At 63.8% G+C, this 24406-nt stretch carries 17 protein-coding genes and 1 pseudogene; 13 read left to right on the top strand and 5 right to left on the bottom strand.

Annotated features, from left to right (window positions below):
* Positions 1-298: 298 nt before the first annotated feature.
* Together CU110_RS07560 and CU110_RS16820 are read right to left on the bottom strand one after the other, a co-directional pair.
* Positions 299-1648 (bottom strand): PLP-dependent aminotransferase family protein, encoded by a 1350-nt coding sequence (locus CU110_RS07560; protein WP_240665522.1) that lies wholly within the window; start codon positions 1646-1648, stop codon positions 299-301.
* The gene (locus CU110_RS16820; protein WP_240665521.1) at positions 1621-1923 is read right to left on the bottom strand and encodes a GntR family transcriptional regulator; all 303 of its coding nucleotides are present in this window, start codon (positions 1921-1923) and stop codon (positions 1621-1623) included. The genes CU110_RS07560 and CU110_RS16820 overlap by 28 nt, the downstream gene beginning before the upstream one ends.
* 222 nt (positions 1924-2145) lie before the next feature.
* Here CU110_RS16820 and CU110_RS07555 point away from each other — a divergent pair, with 222 nt between their 5' ends.
* The 6 genes from CU110_RS07555 to rihA all read left to right on the top strand — a co-directional run bounded on the left by CU110_RS07555 (position 2146) and on the right by rihA (position 12376).
* The gene (locus CU110_RS07555) at positions 2146-3570 is read left to right on the top strand and encodes an APC family permease (RefSeq protein WP_084208603.1); all 1425 of its coding nucleotides are present in this window, start codon (positions 2146-2148) and stop codon (positions 3568-3570) included.
* Between the two features lie 54 nt (positions 3571-3624).
* Positions 3625-5118 (top strand): NAD-dependent succinate-semialdehyde dehydrogenase, encoded by a 1494-nt coding sequence (locus CU110_RS07550; protein WP_084208602.1) that lies wholly within the window; start codon positions 3625-3627, stop codon positions 5116-5118.
* Positions 5119-5120: 2 nt separating this feature from the next.
* A complete protein-coding gene (gabT, locus tag CU110_RS07545; protein WP_084209701.1) occupies positions 5121-6392 on the top strand; it encodes a 4-aminobutyrate--2-oxoglutarate transaminase in 1272 nt (423 codons plus the stop codon).
* 43 nt (positions 6393-6435) lie between these two features.
* A complete protein-coding gene (locus CU110_RS07540) occupies positions 6436-7860 on the top strand; it encodes an amino acid permease (protein WP_084208601.1) in 1425 nt (474 codons plus the stop codon).
* Positions 7850-8845: a homocysteine S-methyltransferase gene (gene mmuM / locus CU110_RS07535; RefSeq protein WP_127735277.1), complete on the top strand. Its 996-nt coding sequence runs from the start codon at positions 7850-7852 to the stop codon at positions 8843-8845. The genes CU110_RS07540 and mmuM overlap by 11 nt, the downstream gene beginning before the upstream one ends.
* A gap of 243 nt (positions 8846-9088) precedes the next feature.
* Positions 9089-12376 (top strand): pyrimidine-specific ribonucleoside hydrolase RihA, encoded by a 3288-nt coding sequence (gene rihA / locus CU110_RS07530; protein WP_127735274.1) that lies wholly within the window; start codon positions 9089-9091, stop codon positions 12374-12376.
* Positions 12377-12553: 177 nt separating this feature from the next.
* Here rihA and CU110_RS07520 read toward each other — a convergent pair whose 3' ends face one another.
* On the bottom strand, positions 12554-13438 hold the full coding sequence (locus CU110_RS07520; RefSeq protein WP_346427180.1) for a GntR family transcriptional regulator: 885 nt from the start codon (positions 13436-13438) through the stop codon (positions 12554-12556).
* Between the two features lie 130 nt (positions 13439-13568).
* Here CU110_RS07520 and CU110_RS07515 point away from each other — a divergent pair, with 130 nt between their 5' ends.
* The 4 genes from CU110_RS07515 (at position 13569) to madM (ending at position 17987) form a co-directional block, all read left to right on the top strand.
* Positions 13569-14957: a malonyl-CoA decarboxylase gene (locus CU110_RS07515; protein ID WP_127735271.1), complete on the top strand. Its 1389-nt coding sequence runs from the start codon at positions 13569-13571 to the stop codon at positions 14955-14957.
* A gap of 44 nt (positions 14958-15001) precedes the next feature.
* Positions 15002-16561: a malonyl-CoA synthase gene (locus CU110_RS07510; protein WP_084208592.1), complete on the top strand. Its 1560-nt coding sequence runs from the start codon at positions 15002-15004 to the stop codon at positions 16559-16561.
* Between the two features lie 177 nt (positions 16562-16738).
* Positions 16739-17215, top strand: a complete 477-nt coding sequence (madL, locus tag CU110_RS07505; protein WP_127735268.1) for a malonate transporter subunit MadL — start codon at positions 16739-16741, stop codon at positions 17213-17215.
* 10 nt (positions 17216-17225) lie between these two features.
* A complete protein-coding gene (madM, locus tag CU110_RS07500; RefSeq protein ID WP_084208591.1) occupies positions 17226-17987 on the top strand; it encodes a malonate transporter subunit MadM in 762 nt (253 codons plus the stop codon).
* 2 nt (positions 17988-17989) lie between these two features.
* Here madM and CU110_RS07495 read toward each other — a convergent pair whose 3' ends face one another.
* Complete coding sequence (locus CU110_RS07495) at positions 17990-18565, bottom strand: alpha/beta hydrolase-fold protein (protein WP_127735265.1); 576 nt, start codon at positions 18563-18565, stop codon at positions 17990-17992.
* A 2-nt stretch (positions 18566-18567) separates the two neighbouring features.
* Positions 18568-20739 carry a TonB-dependent siderophore receptor gene (locus CU110_RS07490; protein WP_084208589.1) on the bottom strand — a complete coding sequence of 724 codons (2172 nt, stop codon included), beginning with the start codon at positions 20737-20739 and terminating at the stop codon, positions 18568-18570.
* A gap of 147 nt (positions 20740-20886) precedes the next feature.
* Between CU110_RS07490 and CU110_RS17935 the strand changes: the two are divergent.
* From CU110_RS17935 to CU110_RS07480, 3 genes and pseudogenes are all read left to right on the top strand, one after another.
* Positions 20887-21714 (top strand): annotated as a pseudogene (locus tag CU110_RS17935) (helix-turn-helix domain-containing protein); the annotation flags it as partial.
* A gap of 75 nt (positions 21715-21789) precedes the next feature.
* On the top strand, positions 21790-23097 hold the full coding sequence (locus tag CU110_RS16810) for an aminotransferase class I/II-fold pyridoxal phosphate-dependent enzyme (RefSeq protein WP_084209700.1): 1308 nt from the start codon (positions 21790-21792) through the stop codon (positions 23095-23097).
* Between the two features lie 421 nt (positions 23098-23518).
* Positions 23519-24406 carry a DctP family TRAP transporter solute-binding subunit gene (locus CU110_RS07480; RefSeq protein ID WP_240665520.1) on the top strand — a complete coding sequence of 296 codons (888 nt, stop codon included), beginning with the start codon at positions 23519-23521 and terminating at the stop codon, positions 24404-24406.

The raw sequence follows: 24406 nt of genomic DNA, 5'->3' as shown, positions 1-24406 counted from the left end.
TGGTCGTCATGCTCCACCGCATGATCGTCACCATGCAGCAGGACTTCATCGCCCGCGTGGATGACGAGGTATTGCCGCAGCTGCAAGGGTTCGCCGACGAAGCCGAAGCCACCACGCGGGATGCGCGGACGCTGATCAAGCAAGGCGGCTCACGTGAGAGTCTGGAGAACAACATCCGCGCCAATGCGCTGACGCTCAAGACGATCAACCTGTATCGCTCGCTGGTGAGCGAGCAGCGCGACCGCGTCAAGACATCGCTCACCAAGAGCCAGCGTGAGCTTGCAGTGGCGACCAATACCTATCGCACCGTCAAGCTCAGCGCGCATGTCGCCGACCTGATCCGCCAGGGCGTCAAGACCTTCGATACCCTCGCCGGCCTGCAGGTACCGGTTGCCACCAGCTTCGAGAACAGCGCCATGCGTGAGGAATTCCGCAAGCTGACCGAGCGCATGCAGCAGGCAAAGTAGCACTCGCGTTCAGTGTCGATATCACGCCTTCGCCCTGCTGGCCAGATGTCGCGCATGGTCAATATGCTCTCCAGCGTGCGTCTGAGGCGGGCCACCTCACTGACCAGACTCTCGCCCGCCAGCATGCCGACCCCCAGCACCAGGCCGCGCCGCGAGTCCTCGCTGCTGCAGACCATACTCAGTGGCCGCACGATCAGATGTTCCTTGACCATCAGTTGCGCGACACGCTTGTCATCGATCTCGGGGGCGAACTGCACGCACAGGCTGATGCCGCGCGAGGGCGGCGAGACGCTGATCACGCCCTTCACCTGACACAGCTGGTCATGCACCACCTGCTGTCGGCCGAGATAATCGCGCTGGATGCGCTGATACCAGGCATCGAGATCCCCATCGGCGATGAACTGCGCCAGTACCGCCTGATCCAGCATGCGCCCCTCGCGAAACACCTCGCTGCGCAGCCGATTCATCGGCCCGGCCAGCGCGCGAGGCACCACCAGATAGCCCAGCCGCAGGCCAGGAAACATCAGCTTGGAGAACGAGCCCACCAACAGGCGATTGTCGGCGTCCGGGTCAAACAGCAGCTGATCATGGTCATCGCCACTGAACTCGTAGTCATCCTCGAGGATATAGGCGGGCTGACAGGCCTCGCAGAGCGCCAGCTTGTCACGCCGTGAGGTAGGAACACTCAAGGGATAGTGATGCGAGCCGGTGAAATAGGCGATCTGCACCGGGCGACGCGCCAGCAGGGCGAGCTCGTGGCCCGGGGCATCGGCGGTGTCATCCGTGTCATCCCGGGGCCGCCAGGGAATCAGCTGGGTCTCGAGTCCGGCGGCCAGAAAGACATTGCGTGCCCCCCAGTAGCAGGGAGACTCCATCACCACCTGCTGGCCGGCGTCCGCCAGCGCCAGCGCACACAGCTCGATGCCGTGGTGGGTGCCCTCGGTGATGATGATCTGCTGGGTATCGCAATCGATGTTGCGCCAGCGGCGCAGAAAATCCCGAATCTCCCGCTTGAGCGGGCCATAGCCACCGCTGGAATACGACAGCAGCAACGCGTTGTGGGGCACCGTGACGCTGGCATACAGCTGACGCCACTTGCGCATCGGAAAGCGCGCGATATCCGGAATGCCCGGCACGAAGGCGCCACTCTGGATCAGGCTGGCACCCTGCCCGCCCAGCACCCGGCGTGCGCATGCGGGCGGCGCGTCCAGGTGCCCTGACCCTGCCCGGTGTGCAAATAGCCTTCCTCGATCAGCGACTTGATGGCCAATGACAGGGTGTTGCGTGCCACGCCCAGAGCCTCGCACAGCTTGCGATGCGCAGGCAGACGTACCCCCACCGGCCATTGCTCACGAATCATCTCGAGCAATGCCTGCTCCAGCCGCACCTGCTTGCCCAGGGCCTGCGACTGGCGGCGATAGCACTCGATCAATGGCTCAAGCGTGGCCAGTTCCATGCAGGTCTCCCGATATCGTTCATGTAGCCATAACGTCCATACGCTGCATAGATCACGTGAGCAACCAGCCTGGCTGGCGGGGTACAGCGCCCATTCATCCCTGATTATCCGCAGTCCACCAAGATTGGTCCAGTCAAACGCTCAATTGGTCTATTCGCCTGAACAGTTGGCGCTGATAGCGTGTCCCTCAGGCGCTGCCTACTGACTGATGCTCACAGCCCCATGACCCAAACAACTCCCCCTGCAGAACAACTTGTCAGAGTCCTCGCCCGCGGCGACGTTCTGGCCCTCGCCTTCGGTGCCATGGTCGGCTGGGGCTGGATCGTCCTGACCGGTGGCATGATCCAGAATGCCGGCAGCATCGGTGCCATCATCGCCTTCATCATCGGCGGCATCGCCGTCGTGCTGATCGGCCTGACCTATGCCGAACTGGCCGCCGCCATGCCCAAGGTGGGTGGCGAACACGTCTACAGCTACCGTGCCATGGGACATTTCTCGTCCTTCCTGTGCACCTGGACCATCATTCTCGGCTACCTGAGCGTGGTGTCTTTCGAGGCGGTGGCCCTGCCGACCGTCATCGAGAACCTCGCACCCGGCTATGCCGTCGGTCACATGTGGACCATCGCCGGCTGGGACGTCAAGGCCACCTGGGTCGCCGTCGGTGTCGGCGGGTCTCTGGCGATGATGGCGATCAACTACGTCGGCATCACCACGGCAGCGCTGCTGCAGAAAGTCGTGACCGGCGTGATCCTGATCGCCGGTGTCCTGTTCGTGACCGGTGCACTGTTTGAAGGCGATGTCGCCAACATGACGCCGCTGTTCACCCAGTCTGAGGGTGGCGTGACGGCTGGCATCATCGCGGTGCTGGTGCTGGTGCCCTTCCTGTTCGTGGGCTTCGATGTCATCCCCCAGGCCGCCGAAGAGATCAATCTTCCCTACAACGCCATCGGCAAGGTGCTGATGATGTCCGTGGTACTGGCAGTGGTGTGGTATGCCCTGATCATCCTGGCCACCAGCCTGGCACTGGATCACGACTCCCTGCTGGCAAGTTCACTGAGCGTGCCGGATGCCATGCAGGCACTGTTCAACACGCCCTGGGCCAGCAAGCTGATGATCCTGGCAGGTATCGCCGGCATCATCACCAGCTGGAACGCCTTCTACATCGGTGGCTCGCGCGCCATCTACGCCCTGGCGCATGCCGGCATGCTGCCGGCCGCCCTCGGCAAGCTGCACCCGAAACACAAGACACCGACCAACGCCGTACTGCTGATCGGCCTGCTGTCCTGCATCGCGCCCTTCTTCGGTCGTCCGGCACTGGTGTGGATCGTGGATGCCGGCGGGCTGGGTATCGTCATCGCCTATCTGTTCGTCGCGATCTCGTTCCTGATCCTGCGCATCCGTGAGCCGGACATGCCGCGTCCGTTCCGCGTGCGTCACGGCAAGCTCTGCGGTGTGCTGGCCATCTTGCTGTCCTTCGCCATGGCCTGTCTGTACCTGCCGGGCAGCCCTTCCGCACTGACCGGCACCGAGTGGATGATCTTCGGCGCCTGGATGGCACTGGGCCTGGTGATGTACGCCATCGCCCTCAAGCAATTCGGCCGTGAATACAGCGACCGCATCATGGCACCGGCCTTCACCGCTCACTGAGCAGCTGTCCACTCAATGAATGCACTGCACGCCAGACCGCCAGAGGAGCTCCACATGTCCCGTATTGCACTCCCGACCAGCGACTTCCTGAAGCGCTACGTCAACTCGGAGAACAGCCGCGACGTCTTCGTCCCTGCCTTGATCGGCAGCGAGCGCCGCGAGACCGGTACCACCTTCAACGTGACCAATCCGGCGACTGGCGAGCAACTGGCCCGTGTCGCGGAAGTCAGCGCCGAGGATACCCGTGACGCCGTCGCCGCCGCCGAGATCGCCGGCAACGCCTGGAAGAAGGTGCCGGTGAAGGAGCGTTCTGCGCTGCTGCGCCGCTGGTTCGACCTGGTGCTTGAGCACCGGGAAGACCTCGCCCAGCTGATGACCCTGGAACAGGGCAAGCCGCTGGCGGAATCGCGTGGCGAGGTGACCTATGGCGCCTCCTTCATCGAATTCTTCGCCGAAGAAGCCAAGCGCATGGCCGGTGAGACCCTGCCGTCCCACGGTGCCGACAAGCGCCTGATGGTGCTGCGCGAGCCCATCGGTGTGGTGGCAGCCATCACGCCGTGGAACTTCCCGCTGGCGATGATCACCCGCAAGTGCGCGCCGGCGATCGCCGCAGGCTGTGCCGTGGTCATCAAGCCGGCCGAAGCCACGCCGCTGACCGCGTTGGCACTGGCGGATCTGGCGCTGGAAGCCGGCCTGCCGGCAGGTCTGATCAGTGTCGTCACCGCCATGAAGCCGATCGCCATCGGCGAAGTGCTGACCACCGACCCGCGCATCCGCAAGGTCTCCTTCACCGGCTCCACCCCGGTGGGCAAGACGCTGATGGCGCAGTGTGCCTCCACCGTCAAGAAGACCGCCATGGAGCTGGGCGGCAACGCGCCGTTCATCGTCTTCGATGACGCCGATGTCGATGCCGCCGTCGACGGCGCCATCGCCTCCAAGTTCCGCAATGCCGGCCAGACCTGCGTGTGCACCAACCGCTTCCTCGTCCAGGACGGCGTCTACGATGCCTTCGTCGAGAAGCTCGCGGCGCGGGTCGCCGCCATGCAGGTCGGCGATGGCCTGGTCGATGGCAACACCATCGGTCCGCTGATCAACGGCGCTGCCGTCAGCAAGGTGCAGAGCCACGTCGATGACGCCATCGGCAAGGGCGCGCGCCTGGTCACCGGTGGCAAGCCGCACGCCCTGGGCCACAGCTTCTTCGAGCCCACCGTGCTGGCCGATGTCACCACCGAGATGGTGGTGGCGGATGAGGAGACTTTCGGGCCGCTGGCACCGGTGTTCCGCTTCCACAAGGATGAAGACGCCATCGCGATGGCCAATGACACGCCCTTCGGCCTGGCCGCCTACTTCTATGCCACCGACTACCGTCGCATCTGGCACACGCTGGAAGCGCTGGAATACGGCATGGTCGGGGTCAATGAGGGCATGATCTCCACCGAGCTGGCGCCCTTCGGCGGCATCAAGGAGTCCGGTCTGGGTCGTGAAGGGTCTCACCACGGTCTGGAAGAGTTCACCGAGCTGAAGTACGTCTGCATCGGCGGTCTCTGAAGCTGAGCAACGAACAACTCGACGTCCTCAAGCACAAGTACGTCGCCAAGGGTGCCGTCACCGCCACGCCGCAGTTCGCCGACACCGCGCTGAACGCCGAGATCTGGGATGCGGACGGCAACCGCTGGATCGACTTCGCCGGCGGTATCGGCGTGCTCAACCTGGGTCACCGTCACCCGAAGGTCGTCGCCGCCGTCAAGGCGCAGCTCGACAAGGTCATGCACACTGCCGCGGGCGTCATCTCCTACGCCCCGTACGTGCAACTGAGCCAGAAGCTGGCCGAACTGACGCCGGTGCGTGGCCCGGAACGCAAGACTCTCCTGGTCAATTCCGGCGCGGAAGCGGTCGAGAACGCCATCAAGATCGCACGTGCCGCCACCGGCCGCAGCGGTGTCATCACCTTCGACGGTGCCTTCCACGGCCGCACCATGATGACCCTGGCGATGACCGGCAAGGTGCTGCCGTACAAGAACGACTTCGGCCCGATGCCGGGTGACATCTTCCGTGCGCCCTACCCGAACCCGATTCACGGCATCAGCGAAGAGCAGTCCCTGAACGCCATCCGCACCCTGTTCAAGACTGACATCGCACCGCACCGCACCGCCGCCATCGTCATCGAGCCGGTGCAGGGCGAAGGCGGCTTCTACATCGCCTCGCCGAGCTTCCTCACCGCGCTGCGTGAGCTGTGTGACGAGCACGGCATCCTGCTGATCGCCGATGAAGTGCAGTCCGGCTTCGCGCGTACCGGCAAGCTGTTCGCGATGGAGCACAGCGGCGTCGAAGCCGACATCATGACCATGGCCAAGAGTCTAGCCAACGGCATGCCGCTGTCGGCCGTCGTCGGTACCGCCGAGGTGATGGATTCCTCCGGCCCGGGGTCGCTGGGCGGCACCTACAGCGGCAACCCGCTGTCCTGCGCCGCGGCCCTGGCCGTCATCGACGTCATCCGCGAAGAGAACATTCTGGAGCGCAGCACCCAGATGGGCGAGCAACTGGCCGCGCGTTTCGCCCAGTGGGAAGAACGCTTCGCGCATGTCGCGCACTCACGCAACCAGGGTTCCATGGCGGCCTTCGAGCTGGTGGACGCCGATGGCAAGCCGGACCCCGCCGCGACGGCGGCCGTGTGTGCCAAGGCCAAGGAGCTGGGGCTGATCCTGCTGTCCTGTGGTTTCTACTCCAACTCCATTCGCGTGCTGGTGCCGCTGACGGTCGAGCCGGAAGTGCTGGAAGAAGGTCTCGACATCGTCGAGAAGGCGCTGGAAAGCCTCGTCTGATCGGTTGCCTTTCTCATCGGCAGCACCTCGAGTGACCCCTACCATGACTGACAGCAACGCCCACGACTTCAAACGCAGCATGCAGCAGCGCCACCTGGTGATGTTATCCCTCGGCGGTGTCATCGGCACCGGCCTGTTTCTCAGCTCCGGCTATACCATTCAACAGGCCGGTCCGGCGGGGGCGGTACTCGCCTATCTGATCGGCGGACTGGTGGTCTATCTGGTGATGATGTGTCTCGGCGAGCTGGCCGTGCACCACCCCGAACCCGGCGCCTTCAGTGCCCACGCCACCCGGTATCTGGGCCCGGCCACCGGCTACACCGTCGCCTGGCTCTACTGGCTGACCTGGGCCGTGGCACTGGGCTCGGAATTCACCGCCTCCGCCGTGTTCATGGGGCGCTGGTTCCCCGATGTCGAACCCTGGATCTGGTGCGGGCTCTTCTCGCTGATCGTGTTCGGCATGAACATCGTCTCGGCACGCTTCTTCGCCGAATCCGAATTCTGGCTGTCGTTGATCAAGGTCGCCGCGGTGATCGTGTTCATCGCCGTGGGCGCCGCCGCCATGTTCGGCTTCACGTCACTCTCGGGCAATACCGAGGCGCCGGGCGTCACGCGCATCCTGCAGGAGGGGGTGTTCGATCACGGCGTGATGCCGATCCTGATGACACTGCTGGCCGTCAGCTTCGCCTTCTCCGGTACCGAGCTGATCGGCATCGCCGCCGGCGAAAGCGAGAATCCCGAGAAGAACGTGCCCCTGGCGATCCGCGCGACCCTGTGGCGACTGATCATCTTTTTCATCGGCACCATCATCGTCATCGCCGCCCTGTTGCCGCAGGACAGCGCCGGTCTCAAGGAAAGCCCCTTCGTGGCGGTCTTCCAGCTCACCGGCATCCCCTACGCGGCGGACATCATGAACTTCGTGATCATCACCGCGCTGCTGTCGGCGGCCAATTCCGGTCTCTACGCCGCCTCGCGCATGCTGTGGACCCTGGCGGACCAGAAGACGCTGCCCCGCGTGTTCAGCCGCGTCAATCAACGTGGCATTCCGGTGCCCGCGCTGCTGATCACCATGCTCGGCGGTCTGCTGTCGCTGCTCTCGAGCGTCTATGCCGAGGACACCCTGTATCTGGCGCTGGTGTCGATTTCCGGGCTTGCCGTGGTGCTGGTATGGATGGCGATCGCCGCCAGCCAGTTCAGCTTCCGCCGCCAGTGGCTGAAGGCCGGCCACAGCGCCAGCGAGCTGACCTACCGCGCGCCGCTGTACCCCATCGTGCCGATTGCCGCCTTCCTGTTCTGCGCGCTGGCCTGCATCGGCATCGCCTTTGACCCCAACCAGCGCATCGCGCTCTACTTCGGCGTGCCCTTCGTGGCGCTGTGCTATCTGGTCCACTTTCTGACCCATCGCTCGTCTACCGACGCCGCCAATTCCCCGACTCCGACCCCGCAGGAGGCCCTCGATGCCCGCTGATGCCACCCGCAATCCGCTGAGCGCCATCACCGCCCAGCAGCCCTTCCTGATCGTCGATGGCGCCCTGGCCACCGAGCTTGAGCGTGCCGGATTCGATCTCAACGACTCGCTGTGGTCGGCCAGGGTGCTGGCCGATGAGCCGCAGGCGATCGTCGATGTGCACCGCGCCTACTTCGAGGCCGGTGCCGATGTCGCCACCACCGCCAGCTACCAGGCCACGCTCGAGGGCCTGATGGCGCGCAGCCTGAGCGAGACCCAGGCCAGCGCGCTGATCCAGCGCTCTGTCACCCTGGCCGCCCAGGCCCGCAGCGAGTACCTGGCCGCACACCCGGAGCGCCTGGACTGCCCGCCGCTGGTCGCGGCCTCCGTCGGCCCCTATGGCGCATATCTCGCCGATGGCAGCGAATACCGTGGCGGCTACGCGCTGGACCGCGCCGGCCTGCGCGACTTCCACCGTGCCCGCCTCGCCACGCTGCTGGATGCCAAACCGGACGTGCTCGCCGTCGAGACGCTGCCGTGTGCCGAGGAAGCCCAGGCCGTGTGTGACCTGCTGCGCGATGACTTCCCCACGGCGCGTGCCTGGATCGCCTTCAGCGCGCGCAACGCCACCGAATTGAGCGACGGCACGCCGATCCGAGAGGCCGTGCGCGCCATCGACGACTGCGAGCAGGTGGTCGCCATCGGCGTCAATTGCACCGCGCTTGAGCACATCGAATCGCTGGTGCGCGAGATTCGCGGCGAGACGGACAAGAACATCGTCATCTACCCGAACTCCGGTGAGGTCTATGACCCGGTCACCAAGACCTGGTCCGCCGCCTGCGCCGTCTCGGTAGATTCTGATGGCCACGGCTCTGACCACGACCATGACCTCGCCGGCTGGACACCACGCTGGCTGGCCGCAGGTGCCACGGCCATCGGTGGCTGCTGCCGCACCGGCCCGGACGATATCCGCGCGCTGGCGGATCTACGCAAGGCGCTGGGTTGATTGAGTTGCTGAGTCCGGTGCAGTGAGCTGAACTCCAAGTACTGAATTATTAGCGCTGAACACGAACGCCCTGTCCGGTCATGACACATGATCGGCCAGGGCGTTTTCGGTAGCGTCCCAGGCCCAAAATCTCTAGGATGGCAAGACACTGATGAGCGATTGCTCAAAATCATTCCGACGTGCTCTCAAGATGGCCCTAGGCTCCCATTGAAGAGCGCGTGAGAGATCAGCAGGAGAATCCCCATGTCACAGCTCGATATCCAGGTCGCCTACGACGTGGTCTGCCCCTGGTGCTGGATCGGCAAGCGTCATCTTGATGACGCCATCGCGCAACTCGACTTCAAGGATGAAGTGCGCGTCAGCTATCTGCCCTTCCAGCTCAATCCGTGGGTGCCACGTGAAGGCATGCTGCGGGTCGACTACCGAGCGCAGAAGTTCGGCAGTGTCGAGCGTGGCGCGGAGCTGGATGCCCAGGTGGCCCAGTCAGGCGCGCAGAGCGGCGTCACCTTCCGCCACGCCCTGATGGAGCGCACGCCCAACTCCACCGATGCCCAGCGCATCGTCTGGCGCCAGCAGTCCGTGGGCCTGGCGGAGCGCCCGTTGCTGGAGGCGCTGTTCAGCGCCTACTTCCACGATGGCAAGGATGTGGGTGACCGTCAGGTGCTGGCCGAGATCGCAAGCCTGCACGATGAGAATCTGAGCGTCGAACAGGCGCTGACCTTCCTCGAATCCGGCGCGGGCGAGCAGGAAGTCGCCGCCCAGCAGGAAGCGCTGCGCAACGCCGGTATCCAGTCGGTGCCCAGCACCATCGTCGGTCAGTACTACGTGCCCGGCGCCCAGCCGGTGGAAGTGCTGGAGACGACACGCCCTTCGCAAGGATGGCGTGTCGTTTTGCGTTCAGGCATAAAGGAAAGGCTGATTGAGGCAAGTCACGACAACAATACGACTCACGACAAGGACTGCTGCATGCCGCGCCCCATCATTCTCGATTGTGATCCCGGCCACGACGATGCCATCTCGCTGATTCTGGCCCTGAGTTCAGACGCGCTCGACGTGCTGGCCGTCACCACCAGCGCCGGCAATCAGACGCCCGACAAGACCCTCAACAACGCGCTGCGCGTGCTCACCCTGCTGGGGCGGCATGACATTCCGGTCGCCGGTGGCGCGCCGAAACCGCTGGCGCGTGAGCTGATCATTGCCGACAGCGTGCATGGCGAAAGTGGCCTGGATGGCCCCAAACTGCCGGACCCCGCCTTCGCCCCCGTCACGCAGAGCGCCATCGAGCTGATGGCCGAGAAGGTCCGTGCCTGTGAGCAGAAGGTCACGCTGGTGCCCTCCGGCCCGCTGACCAATATCGCGCTGTTTCTCTCAACCCACCCGGAGCTACACCACAAGATCGACAGCATCGTGCTGATGGGGGGCGCGGCAGGTGTCGGCAACTGGACCCCCGCCGCAGAGTTCAACATCTTCGTCGACCCCGAAGCCGCCGACATGGTGTTCAAGTCCGGCCTGCCCATCGTGATGTGCGGGCTGGATGTCACCCATCAGGCGCAGATCATGGATGAGGATATCGAGCGTATCCGCGCCATCGACAATCCCGTCGCCCAGTGTGTCGCCGAGCTGCTCGACTTCTTCATGATCTACCACCGTGACCCCAAGTGGGGCTTCAGCGGTGCACCATTGCATGACCCCTGCACCATCGCCTGGCTGCTGAAGCCTGAGCTGTTCACCGCTGTCGAGTGCTGGGTCGGGGTCGAGACACAGGGCGAGCATACCCAGGGCATGACGGTGGTCGATCGTTACCAGCTCACCGGCAAGCCGCACAACGCCAAGGTATTGTTCGATATCGACCGCCAGGGTTTCGTTGACCTGATCGCGCAACAGCTCAAGCACTATCAAGAGCACGAGCACGACCACGACTACCTGATCGTCGGCTCGGGCTTTGGCGGCTCGGTGTGCGCGCATCGCCTGACCGAGAAAGGTTATCGCGTGGCGGTCATGGAACAGGGCAAGCGCTGGACGCCGGACAACATGCCGCGCTCCAACTGGCGTCTGAGCCGTTGGCTGTGGCGGCCGATGCCGGGGTTGCGCGGCTTCTTCACCATGAGCTTCTTCCGTCACGTCATCGTGTTGCATGGCAACGCGGTGGGCGGCGGCTCCATCACCTATGCGCAGACACTGCTGGTGCCGCCTGACAAGGTCTGGGACAACGGCCAGTGGGCGGGGCTCAATGACTGGCATGCGGTGATGCCAGAGCACTACGCCACGGCGCAGAAGATGCTCGGCGTGACGACCAATCGGATCATCGCACCGGCGGATGACGCCCTGAAACGCATGGCAGCGGTCGCCGGCTGTGAGGACACCTGGTACCCCACCGAGGTCGGCATCTTCTTCGGCCCCGAGGGCGAAAGCGCCACGCCCGACGCCGGTAGCCCCCATCCAGACCCCTACTTTGATGGCGAAGGGCCTGAACGAAAAAGCTGCATCGGCTGCGGTGGCTGCATGATGGGTTGCCGCCATGGCGCCAAGAACACACTCGACAGGAACTATCTGTATCTGGCCGAGAAGCACGGTGCCCAGGTGCACGCCGAGACCAAGGTGATCGATGTCGTGCCGCTCAATGGCAAGACGGATGGGGCCGATGGCTATGCGGTGACGACGGTGCCCTCCACCTTTGCCGGGCTCTATCTTGGTCTGGGAAAGCGCCGTGTCACCTGTCAGTCCATCGTCTTCGCTGGCTCCTCGCTCGGCACCCAGGAGTTGCTGTTCCGCCTCAAGGACAAGGGCGCATTGCCGAACCTCTCGGATGCGCTGGGCAAGCGGGTGCGCACCAATGCGGAGTCCTTGATCAGCTGTCGCATGCCGGGAAGTCGCGATGACATGTCCCGAGGCATCGCCATCGGCTCCGGCATCCATATCGATGAGCACACCCATATCGAAGCCACGCGCTATCCGGCGGGCTCCGATTTCATGGGGCTGCTGTTCACCGCGATGGCCAGGGGCAAGCCCGGCTGGACACGCCCTTTTTCCTGGCTGAGCGCGATGGCGAAGCTCTTCCTTGCCAATCCACTGCGCGCGCTGAGATTCCAGCTGCCGTGGGGCTTCGCGAAGGAGACCATCATCTTCCTGTGCATGCAGACGGCAGAGGGCCACCTCGACATGACGCTCAAACGCCTGTGGTACTGGCCATTTCGCAAGGCGCTGGTCACCGAGGGCAAGCACATTCCCACCTTCATCCCCGAGGCGAATGACTTCGTCACGCGTGGCGCCAAGGCCATCGGCGCCATCCCCGGCAGCAGCATCCCCGAGATACTCTTCAACATCCCGACCACAGCGCACTGCATGGGCGGTGCCGCCATGGCGGCCTCCCCCGAGGACGGCGTCTGCGATGGCCAGAACCGCGTCTTCCATTACCGCAACATGCTGATCTGTGACAGCTCGATGCTCGCTGCCAACCTGGGCGTCAATCCCAGCCTGACCATCACCGCCCTGGCGGAACATGCAATGAGCCATATCCCTCGCAAGGGCTGATCTTTTGGGAGTGCATTGTGGAGAGCTGATGCGCGAAGAGCTGGTATAGCGCGAAAGCGACTGGTGGTATGAGAGAAAGCCGACGGCTCAGGCCATCACCTCACGCCATCACCTCAGGCCAGGTGCCTACAACACGCGGGATCGATCAACACGGGAGCAACAGCAATGAAACGGGTGTCACTCTTCAGCATGGCGAATTGCCCTCACTGCCAGACAGCCAAGCAGTATCTGGAGCAGCAGAAGATCGGCTTCCGCCTGGTGGATGTCAGATCCCCTGCGGGACAGAAGGAATTCGCCAAGACCGGCTTTCGCAGCGTGCCTGTCCTGAAGATTGGCGATCAGTTCCTGAAGGGATTCAGCGTGAAAGGCTTCAATCAGTTGTATAAGGGTTGAGTGAGGCGCTCTTTCATGCAATCTCTCAATATTCGCCACTAGATCGGTGAATCTCTCCCCCTGGATATGCACGTGATCCTTCAGCGCTTGCTCGGCAGCAGTGGCATCGCCGGCTTCGATGGCGGCGACGATGGCTTCGTGTTCGGCGTAGGAGCTGTGCATGCGGTGGCGGACGTGAAGTTGCAGGCGGCGATAGGGCTTGAGGATGGCGTGCAGTCGCGTGGCTTCTTCGGTGAGGAAGGCGTTGTGGCTGGCGCGGTAGAGACAGTGATGAAAGAGGCCGTTCTCGTAGTAGTAGCCATTGGCGTCGTCGGCTTCCAGGCGTTCTCGGCAGGCGGCGTGGGCGTCCTTGAGTTCCGAAAGCTCCTGCGTGGTGATGCGCCGCGCGGCGAGTCGGCCGCACATGGCTTCCAGTTCCGCCATGACTTCAAAGCGTTCCACCAGCTCCGAGACGCCCAGCTGCGTCACGAAGGTGCCGCGCTTGGGCACCACCTTCACCATGCCGGAGGCCGCCAGCTGCTGCAGCGCCTCGCGGATCGGCGTGCGGGAACACTGATACTCGCGGCCCAGCGCTTCGGGGTCGAGCTTGGTGCCCGGCGGGAAGCGCCCTTCGACGATGGCATCTTCCAGCAGGTCTCGCAGGCGTTGCGCATGAGACATCTTGATCATCATCGTCGTCCTTGTACTGGGGAAGTGGCCGTGCAGGAAACTGACTTTAGTCTAGTCATGCATGGGATTCCTTGACGCTACCACACGATGCGCCTATCTGTTGTATACAACAAGGCGACGCAAAACCGCCATGAACATCAATCTGAGTTTTCTGCAGGATCTGCTGACCCATGTCGGCCAGCGTGCCCGTCAGCAGGTTGGCCTCTCGCCCGGCGCCGGCAATGAAGACACCGCCCTCGCCCGCCTGACCGAGAGCTGCCACAACCTCACCGAGAGCAGCGGTGAAGCCTCGCGCATCATGATGGCCCAGCGGGCGCTGGAGGATTATCAGCAGCTGGATCACGAGCAGCGTCTCGCCTTCTTCCAGCTGCTGGCCGAGCACTACGCCGCCGATGAAGACCGTATCCACGCTGCCTACGCGGCCTATCGCGACTCCCCGGACAACGCCAATCTCAGTGCGCTGTTCGCCGCCAGTGAACCCAGACGCCAATCGTTGCTGCGCCGCCTGAACCTGTGCCCCGGCGGCACCTATGAAATCGTGCGCATGCGTGCCGACCTGCTCAAGCTCATCAAGCAGCATCCGGAATTGAAGCCGCTGGATGCCGACTTCGCGCATCTGTTCGCCTCCTGGTTCAATCGCGGCTTCCTGATGCTGGAGGCCATCGACTGGAACACCCCCGCGGCGGTGCTGGAGAAGATCATCCGCTACGAGGCGGTGCACGCCATTCAGGATTGGAGCGACCTGCGCGGACGTCTCGACCCCGAGGACCGCCGCTGCTACGCCTTCTTCCACCCGGCCATCGGCGATGAGCCGCTGATCTTCGTCGAGGTGGCGCTGTGCAAGGGCGTGCCCAACAACATCCAGCATCTGCTCGCCAACAGCGGCCAGACCACCGAACGCGAGGCGGACACCGCCGTCTTCTACAGCATCAGCAATTGCCAGAAGGGCCTGAAAGGCATCTCGTTCGGCAACTTCCTGATCAAGCAGGTGGTGCAGGAGCTGCAACGCGAACTGCCCAATCTGAGCCGCTTCGTCACCCTCTCGCCGGTGCCCGGTTTCAGTCAGTGGCTGACACGCGCGCGTGATGAGGAAGGCCTGGAAGTCTCCGAGCTGCTGGCCCATCACCTGCAGCACGACGACTGGATGAATGACGAGGAGGCCCAGCAGAAGATGGCAGCGGAACTGCGCGCCCTCGCCGCCCATTACCTGGTCAACGTCAAGCACCGCAGCGGCCAGCCGATGGACCCGGTCGCCCGCTTCCACCTCGGCAACGGTGCCAGCCTGCATCGCCTCAACTGGCCGGGTGACACCTCCCCCAATGGCCGCCAGCAGGCCCACGGCCTGATGGTCAACTACCTCTATGAGCCGCACCGCATCGAGCAGAACCACGAGGCCTTCAGCCGCAACGACAGCGTGGTGTGCAGCAGTGAGGTGAAAAAGGAGTCGAAAGCCAACAAGGAGCTGGCCAAGGCGCCGAAGCGCGAGGCCAGGAAGGAAAGCGATACCCTGTCCTCATGACAAGACAACGCCTCATTACAAGAACAACGCCATTGGAGCCAACGATGCCTCACGCCAACCACGCCAACCTCTATCTGCAATTCGCGCGCAACTTCGATGAGCGCCCGGATGCCACCTTCCTCGATACCGTCGAAGGCCACGGCTACACCTTCGCCGAGGCACGCAGCGCCGCCGGTCAGATGGCCACCGCACTTCGCGAGCTGGGCGTGACACCGGGCGACCGCGTCGCGGTGCAGATCGACAAGAGCTGCGAGACCGTCATCCTGTATCTGGCCTGCCTGCAGGTCGGCGCGGTCTATCTGCCGCTGAATACCGCCTACACCGGCGAGGAGATCCGCTACTTCCTGGGCGACGCCGGCCCGCACCTGTACGTCTGCCAGCCCAAGGTGCTGGAGACGGCACGCGCGCTGGGCAAGGAATGTGATGTGCCGCGTGTCGAGAGCCTGGGCACCGAGCAGGACGGCACTCTGATGAAGCAGGCGCGTCAGTGCAGCGCAAGTTACGAGGTCGAGCCGCGCGCCGCCGATGACCTCGCTGCCATCCTCTATACCTCCGGCACCACCGGGCGCAGCAAGGGCGCGATGCTGACCCACGCCAATCTGGCCTCCAACTGTCAGGCGCTGGCCGAGACCTGGCGCTTCACCCGTGATGACCATCTGATCCACGCCCTGCCCATCTTCCATACCCACGGCCTGTTCGTGGCCTGCAACATCGTGCTGACGGTGGGCGCCTCGATGACCTTCCTGCCGAAGTTCGATGCCGAGCAGATTCTGGATCTGATGGCACGCTCCAGCGTGCTGATGGGCGTGCCGACCTTCTACACCCGCCTGCTGGAATCCGAGCGCCTCAATCGCGAGACGACCGCCGGCATGCGGCTGTTCGTCTCGGGCTCAGCGCCGCTGCTCAGCGAGACCCACAGCGAATTCAGCGCACGCACCGGCCACGCGATTCTCGAGCGCTACGGGATGACCGAGACCAACATGAACACCTCCAACCCCTACGACGGCGAGCGGCGTCCCGGCACGGTGGGCATGGCGCTGCCCGGCAGCGAAGTCCGCATCACCGACCGCGAGACAGGTGCCACCTTGCCGCGTGGCGAGACAGGGCTGATCGAGGTGCGCGGTGCCAACGTCTTCAAGGGCTACTGGAAGATGCCGGAGAAGACCGCCAGCGAGTTCCGCGAGGATGGCTTCTTCATCACCGGGGATCTCGGTCATATCGATGCCGATGGCTACCTGTGCATCAGCGGCCGTGACAAGGACCTGATCATCTCCGGCGGCTACAACATCTACCCGAAGGAGGTGGAGCTGCTGATCGATGACATGCCCGGCGTCAACGAATCGGCGGTGTTCGGCGTGCCCCACCCGGACTTCGGCGAAGGTGTCTGCGCGGTGGTGGTCATGCAGGCCGGCCACCAGGGCAGTCTCGATGAAGCGGCGGTGCTTGCCGCCCTCAGCGACAAGCTCGCCCGCTACAAGCAGCCCAAGCGCGTGTTCTTCATCGATGGCCTGCCGCGCAACGTGATGGGCAAGGTGCAGAAGAAACAGCTGCGCGAGGAATATGCACAGCTGTTTGCCCCTGAGCCGGCCCGCTCACACGGCTGAGCCACCACTGTCAGGCCTGACACCCGACACCTTCGTGCCACCGGCATGGCGTGACGCCATCACGTCATGTCGGTGGGTTCACTCACCCCGATTCCTTGCAAGGACACATCAGATAGACGACAAGACGCCACACTGCTTCACCACCACTTCACCACAACAACAAGAAGGTAATACGCCATGGTGATCTACGGAGTTGCCCTGCTGGCAGGGTGCATGATGGCCGGTCTCGTGATCGGTGATCTGCTCGGAGAAATGCTCAATATCGATTCCAATCTCGGCGGTGTCGGCATCGCCATGCTGCTGCTCATCTTCATCACCGGTGTGCTGAAGGACCGCGGCAAGATGGCCGACAGCACCTCCAGCGGCATCAATTTCTGGAACGCGATGTACATCCCCATCGTGGTCGCGATGGCCGCCAGCCAGAACGTGGTCGCGGCCTTCAGCGGCGGCATGGTCGCGCTGGTCGCGGGCGTGCTGGCGGTGGTGCTGGGGCTTGCACTGGTGCCCCTGCTGACCGGCAAGCGGCCGGAAACCGCACTGGAAGAGGCTCCCCTGCCCGACGAGAACCGCCCCACCAGAACCTCAGTGACGACAGGCGCCCCGGTGCTGGATCGCAGTCGCCATGCCTCCCCCACTCCTGCTCACAAACACTGAGGGCTGACCCATGATCGAGTCACTCGTCCACCTGTTCGACAAGTATCATCTGGTCGCTGCCTTCGCCGTGATCGGACTGGCGATGTATGTCGCCTACTGGATCAGCAACAACCTGACACGCGGCAAGCTGCACGGCTCCGCCATCGCCATCATCCTCGGCCTGGTGCTGGCCTACGTGGGTGGCGCGACCACCGGCGGCAGCAAGGGGCTCTCGGATGTCACGCTGTTCTCGGGGCTGGGCCTGATGGGGGGCGGCATGCTGCGTGATCTCGCGATCATCGCCACCGCCTACGGGGTCAATCTCAAGGAAATCCGTCAGACCGGCTTTCGGGGTGTCATCGCGCTGTTCGTCGGCGTGCTGATCTCCTTCGTCGCCGGTGGTGGTGTCGCCATCGCCTTCGGCTATACCGATCCTGTCGATATCACCACCATCGGTGCGGGCGCGGTCACCTATATCGTCGGCCCGGTCACCGGTGCCACGCTCGGGGCCAGCTCCGAAGTGGTCGCGCTGTCGATCGCCGCCGGCCTGGTGAAGTCGATCCTGACCATGGTGGCCACGCCGATGACGGCGCGCCTGATCGGGCTCGACAATCCGCGCTCCGCGATGATCTTCGGTGGCCTGATCGGCACCACCAGCGGTGTCGCGGCGGGCCTTGCCGCCACCGATGCCCGCTTGGTTCCCTACGGCGCGATGACCGCCACCTTCTACACCGGCCTGGGCATCCTGCTCGCCCCGACCGTGCTGTTCCTCGCGGTACGTGCGGTGATGTAAGATCAGCGTGGCCTCATCAATCGTTCCATCACTGCCCGCGCGGCGGGCCACATCACGCTGCCGTGGTCTTCGCCCTCGAACAGTCGCCACTGGACGGCTACCTGCGGACAGTGCTCGCGCAGCTGGCGTGCATGCTCATGTGCGTTGTCGATCATCGCGCGCTGGACACGCAGCCTGTCCCGTTCAGGGTCCTGTCGCCTGGGCTGCGGCGATTGCTCGCGCCCGCCAGCGGCGATGTACACCGGGCCCGCCGCCTCGGAGCAGGCAAGACGCAGCGGCCAGCTGGCCGGGTCATTCTCCTGCCGCCACCACAGCGAAGGGCTGATCGCGAAGATGGCCCCGAAGGCCTCGGGCACCTTCTGCTGGGCATGGAGCGCGAACAGGCCGCCGAGTGAGTGGCCGACCAGCGCAGGCCGCTCGAGATCGAGCGGATAGCGTGAGGCCAGTGCAGGCGGCAGAGCCTGGGTCAGATAGGCGAGGAAATCCTCGCCACCGCCGGTACCCTCTGGCGCCGTGCCGGTGGTGAGCGGTGGCGTGAAATCCTTGAAGCGTGCTTTAGAGATAAAGGCGAGTGTCATGCTCAGAACTCGTACTTGAGGGTCGCGACGGCGCTGGCCGGACGTCCCACGAAGTTGAAGACACTGGCGGAACCGGCGCGCACGTAATATTCACGATCGAACAGATTGTAAACGTTGAGCTGGCCACTGAGTTTGGGCGTGAACTGATAGCCGAGCATGGCATCGAACACCGCATAGCCCGGTGCCTGGATGGTGCCCTGGGTGCTGTCGAAATCGCTCAGTGCCGTCATCCCGGCACCGACGGAAACGCCATCCAGCAGGTTGCCCTCGAAGCGATACTGGGTCCACAGATTGACCATGTTGTTGGGCATCAGCATCAGCAGTGCATCGGAGCTGCCGGCCTCCAGCACCTCGGAATCCATGTAGGTGTAGCCGAAGATGACATCCCACTGCGGCGTGATGTTGCCGGCCAGTTCAAGCTCCGCACCGGTGATGCGCATCTTGCCGGAATCCACCGAGTAACTGACGCTACCGTCGGTCGAGGAGGCAGCACGGTGATTGTCGGTCAACTGGAAACCACTGATACGCGCATTCAGTGCGCCATCCAGATAGCTGCCCTTGATCCCGATCTCGTATTGCTCGCCTTCGCGCGGGTCGATCAGGTCGCCATCCTCGCCTTCGCGGGTCTGCGGCTCGAAGACTCTGGAGTAGCTGGCATAGAGGGAGTGGTCGGCGTCCAGGTCATAGACGAGTCCGCCATAGGGCGTGACGGCGGTGTCCTGCATGTCGCTACTGCCGCCATTGAGCTTGTCTTCTGTCTCGGCCGAGAACTGGCTGACGCGCGCGCCCAGTATCACTGCCAGCGGTGCCACGGGCCGCAGTGTCACCTTGCCGTACAGGCCCTGCTCTTCCAGGGTGGTCTCGGTGCGCGACAGGCTGTAGCCGCTCACGCCATCCCGGGCATTGCCGAGTATGTCGACATAGGCCAGGTTGTTCAGCTCGCTGATGCTGGCGCTGGAGCCGGTCAGGTTGCCGGTGCGCGCCGCGGTGGTATCCGAGTCCGATGTCTTGTAATCGACCCCGACCACGAATTCGTTCTGGTTGCCGAAGGCATCGAAGCCCTGGGTGTAGCTGGCATCCACGCTCACCGAGGTCTCATCGGTGAAACCGGCATAGCCCGCGACACTGCTCAAGTCGCCGGTATCGCTCAGTGCCGAGCCACTGTAGGCGTACTCGTAATCCGCATTGCGATCACTGTAGCGCGCCGCCAGTCGACCATAGCCGCGTGAGCTGAAACGGTGGGTCAGCTCGGCGATCACATCGGTGGCATCGCTCTCGAAGCTGTTCCAGTCCGCGCCGTAGAATGCCGAACGGCGGCCATAGGTGAAGTTGTTGTCACCATCGACCGGCTGACCCTGATTGACGCTGATGTCCTTGGTGTTGTGGATCACCCCCAATGACAGCTCGGTGTTCTCATCGAGGTCGACTTCCAGCGCGCCATAGAAATCATTCAGCGTGTTGTCGTTGTCATCCACCCACTGCGCCTGCTCGGTGGAGCGGGTCACCAGGCGTCCACGGATGCGGCCCTGCTCATCGATGGGCCCGGAGAGATCGACACTGACGCTTCGGTCTTCCAGCGTACCGACGCTGCCGCTGATGGCGCCCTGGAAGGTATCGGTCGGGCGCTTGCGCACCAGATTGATGACCCCGCCCAGCTCACTGGTGCTGTTGAACAGACCGGATGGCCCACGCATGACCTCGACCCGGTCGATGGCAGTCAGGGATGGCACCGAGCCCGTCAGACTCGACATCGGCGCGGACAGCCCATCGATGCTGTAGGCATCGTATTCATAGCCGCGCGCGAAGATCGACGAGCGACCGCTGTCATTGTTCAGCACCCGCACGCCTGGCGTACGTGCCGCCAGCTGATCCAGCGTGATGAAGTTCTGGTCCTCGATGGCATCATGGGTCACCACGCTCACCGACTGCGGAATGTCGCGCAGCGAGGCCGGTACCTTCGAGCCCACCGTGGCAGCGTCAACGCTGTAGCCGCCGCTCTGCTCACTGGACGCCATGTCATACAGGCGCAGCCCCGTCACCCGCTGGGTATCCAGCACCATCGTCGCGTCTTCCGCCTGTGCCGGCAGACTGACCAGCACCACGCCCGCCCCGATCATCAAGCGACGCGTGCCTGCCCCGCACAGACCGCGTCCCCGTACCGTCACCTTGTTCATCGTGTCCCCTTGCCTCTTGTGTCTCTGGCTATCGCTACTAATGATAATTATTTGCATCTGTGTGACTGACGGGGCATTTTGGCACTCCATGACGACAAAAACCTTTGCGCACGCCACCGGATCATCGAGCTCGATCACGTGCACCGCATGGCGCGGGCACTGACCAGCGACCACCAATGCCAGCCCGCCGAGGGCCAGTCAGCCGATGGCGCGCTGATCGGCAACATGCACCTGCAGGAAGTGCAGCCGGGCCTGTTCATGCGCCTCAACCGCATCCGCAAGCGGGCGGATCTGATGATTCGCTCCCGCATCGAGCCATCGCTGAAGATCGCCGTGGTATGGCGTGGCGAGCCCAGGGTCAGTTTCGGGCCACAGCGCCATGCGCTGAAGCCGGGCCGAGCGCTGTGCATCGCCCTCGATGAGCCCACCGAATTCCGGCTGCAAAGCCCCAAGGGGGCTTATGAGCACAGCGCCATCCTGACGCTGACGCCAGCCTGGCTGACGTGGCATCTGGGGATCTCAAGCGCCAGCGAGGTGATGCCCGAGGCGCGGCATCTGGCGCATTACCATTGGCAGCCGTCTGCGCGTCTGGTCGAGCGCCTGGAGGAATTCAGTCGCCAACGGCCGGGCACGCTGGCGCTTAGACTCGGCATCGAGTCAGTGGCGCTTGAGGTGATCAGCGAGTGCCTGGCGGCCTGGCAGGCGAGGCTCGAGGACTGGATCTCCAGCGGGGAAGTGGCCTATCTGAGTCAGGCAGAGATCGCCGCCCGGCTGGGCATGAGCGTGCGCCAGTTGCAGCGCCGCTATCGCGACGCCTACGGCCAGACCATGGCGAGGGACCTGAGGCGGCGGCAGTTGCTCCGCGCGGCGCACCTGCTGCAGGACCGCAATGTCACGGTGGAGGCCGCCGCCGAGATGGCGGGGTATCGCAGCGCGGCCAATTTCGCCACCGCCTTTCGTCGCCAGTTCGGCGTGCCGCCCAGCCAGCGGCCTGTCGTGACGGCGTTCGCCACGCTCTCGCACAAGGACACTGCCATGTCAGTCGACAACATGAAGCTGGAATCGCTCGCCCTGCATCACGGCTACACCTCGGAAGCCACCACCAAGGCGGCGGCGGTGCCGATCTACCAGACCACCTCCTACACCTTCGACGACACCCAGCACGGCGCGGACCTGTTCGATCTCAAGGTGCCGGGCAACATCTATACCCGCATCATGAACCCGACCAATGACGTGCTGGAGCAGCGCATGGCCGCCGTCGAAGGCGGGATCGCGGCGCTGGCGGTGTCCTCCGGCATGGCGGCGATCACCTATGCCATCCAGGCGCTGGTGGAAGTCGGTGACAACATCGTCAGCACCAGCCAGCTGTATGGCGGCACCTACAACCTGTTCGCCCACAGCCTGCCGCGTCAGGGGGTCGAGGTGCGCATGGCGGCCTTTGATGATTTCGCCGCACTCGAAGCGCTGATCGATGACAAGACCAAAGCGGTGTTCTGCGAGTCCATCGGCAATCCTGCCGGCAACATCGTCGATCTCGAGCGTCTGGCCGAGATCGCCCACAGGCATGGCGTGCCGCTGATCGTCGACAACACCGTGGCCACCCCGGTGCTGTGTCGCGCCTTCGATCACGGCGCCGATATCGTGATCCACTCGCTGACCAAGTACATCGGCGGCCACGGCACCACCGTGGGCGGCATCATCATCGATTCCGGCAAGTTCGACTGGGTCGCCCACAAGGACCGCTTCCCGATCCTCAACGAGCCAGACCCCTCCTATCACGGCGTCGTATACACCGAAGCCTTCGGCCCGGCCGCCTATATCGGTCGCTGTCGCGTGGTACCGCTGCGCAATACCGGCGCCGCGCTCGCCCCGCACAGTGCCTTCCTGCTGCTGCAGGGGCTGGAGACACTCGCCCTGCGCATGGAACGCCACTGCAGCAATGCGCTCGCGCTGGCCGAATACCTTCAGCAGCACCCGAGCGTCAGCTGGGTCAATTACGGCGCCCTGCCGGACAGCCCCTATCACGCCACCTGCCAGAAGATCACCGGCGGCAAGGCCTCCGGCATCATCAGTTTCGGCATCAAGACGGACGCGACAGGGGCTGATCAGGCCGAAGCCGGGCGTATCGCCGGCGGCAAGTTCATCGATGCGCTGCAGATGATTCTGCGCCTGGTGAATATCGGCGATGCCAAGTCGCTGGCCTGCCACCCGGCCTCCACCACCCACCGCCAGCTCAACGAGGAAGAACTCGCCATGGCCGGGGTCTCGGCTGACCTGATTCGCATCTCGGTGGGGATCGAGCATATCGACGACATCATCGCCGATGTCAGCCAGGCGCTGGACAAGGCGGTGGCCTGACGCGAGCGCGGCTCTTAAACGACAGTCAGGCGCCATTCAGGCGCCAACCAGGCCGCCTCAGCGACACATCAGCGCCCGCGAAGACATGCCTCTTCGCGGGCGCCTTGCATTGCGTGTCCCGATGACTGCTGCTTCTCTCAGGCTTGCCGGAACTGAAATGGGTACCAAAGAAGATAACGGTATATAAAAGAACTGGGCGGTCAGGTGGGCGGGACATCCAGACCCATCATAAATCTGATTAATACCAAGAATAAGAATTCGCAACTACCGAAATACACGAGCAGAACACACTCTTGGGTCAAGGCGTACACAGAGACGCCTGTCACGACCATAACAACTCCAAGAGGTGTCCCGATGAACGCCGCTGACTGCCTGCGCCGCGCTGAGCGCCGCCCAGGCTCAGGATATCAAGCTCGGCCACGTGCTGGCGCCGACCCATAGCTGGAACATCGCGGCGGAAGGCTTCGCCAAGGATGTCGCCGAGGCGACCGAGGGCCGCGTCAATTTCCAGGTCTTCCCCAGTGGCCAGCTCGGTAATGAGAAGACCGTCGTCGAAGGCATGCAGATCGGCAGCGTGCCGGCCGGCGTGATCGGCTGTGGTTCCTTCCAGCCGCTGGATGCGCGATTCGGCATCGTCGAACTGCCCTACTCCTGGCCGGACCGCGAACACGCCTACGCCGCCTATGACGGCAAGCTGGGCGATGCGCTCGAGGACATCGCCGACGAGCACAACATGAAGATCCTGTCGTGGTGGGAGAACGGCTTCCGTCACGTCACCAACAATCGCGGCCCCATCACCAGCCCGGAAGACCTCGCGGGCCTCAAGATTCGCGTCACGCCGGACAAGATGCGTCTGGACACCTTCACCGCGCTGGGTTCAAGCCCGGCACCGCTGTCCTTCGGTGAGCTCTACTCCGCGTTGCAGCAGGGCGTGTTCGATGCCCAGGAAAACCCGCTGGCCATCATCTATTCCTCCTCGTTCAGCGAAGTGCAGGACTACGTCTCCCTTACCGGTCACGTCTGGGCACCCGCGTGCCTGACCATCTCCAACTTCACCTGGAATCAGCTCTCCGAGCAGGATCAGGCCGCTGTGCAGAAGAGCGCCGACGAATGGCGTGACAAGCAGCGCGCGATGACCCAGAAGGATGACGCCGAGCTGGTCGCCAAGCTGGAAGAAGCCGGCATGCAGGTCAACGAGGTCGATACCGCGCCCTTCAATGCCAAGGTGCAGGGTGTGTGGGCTGATTACGCCGACGTCTTCGGGCCTGAGCTGATGGGCCTGGTCGAGCAATACCGCAAGGGCGAGTGA

Source organism: Cobetia sp. ICG0124, from assembly GCF_004006355.1.
Taxonomy (GTDB): Bacteria; Pseudomonadota; Gammaproteobacteria; order Pseudomonadales; family Halomonadaceae; genus Cobetia; species Cobetia marina.
Note: the sequence above shows the minus strand (reverse complement) of the source record. Positions and strands in the feature narration are given on the sequence as shown.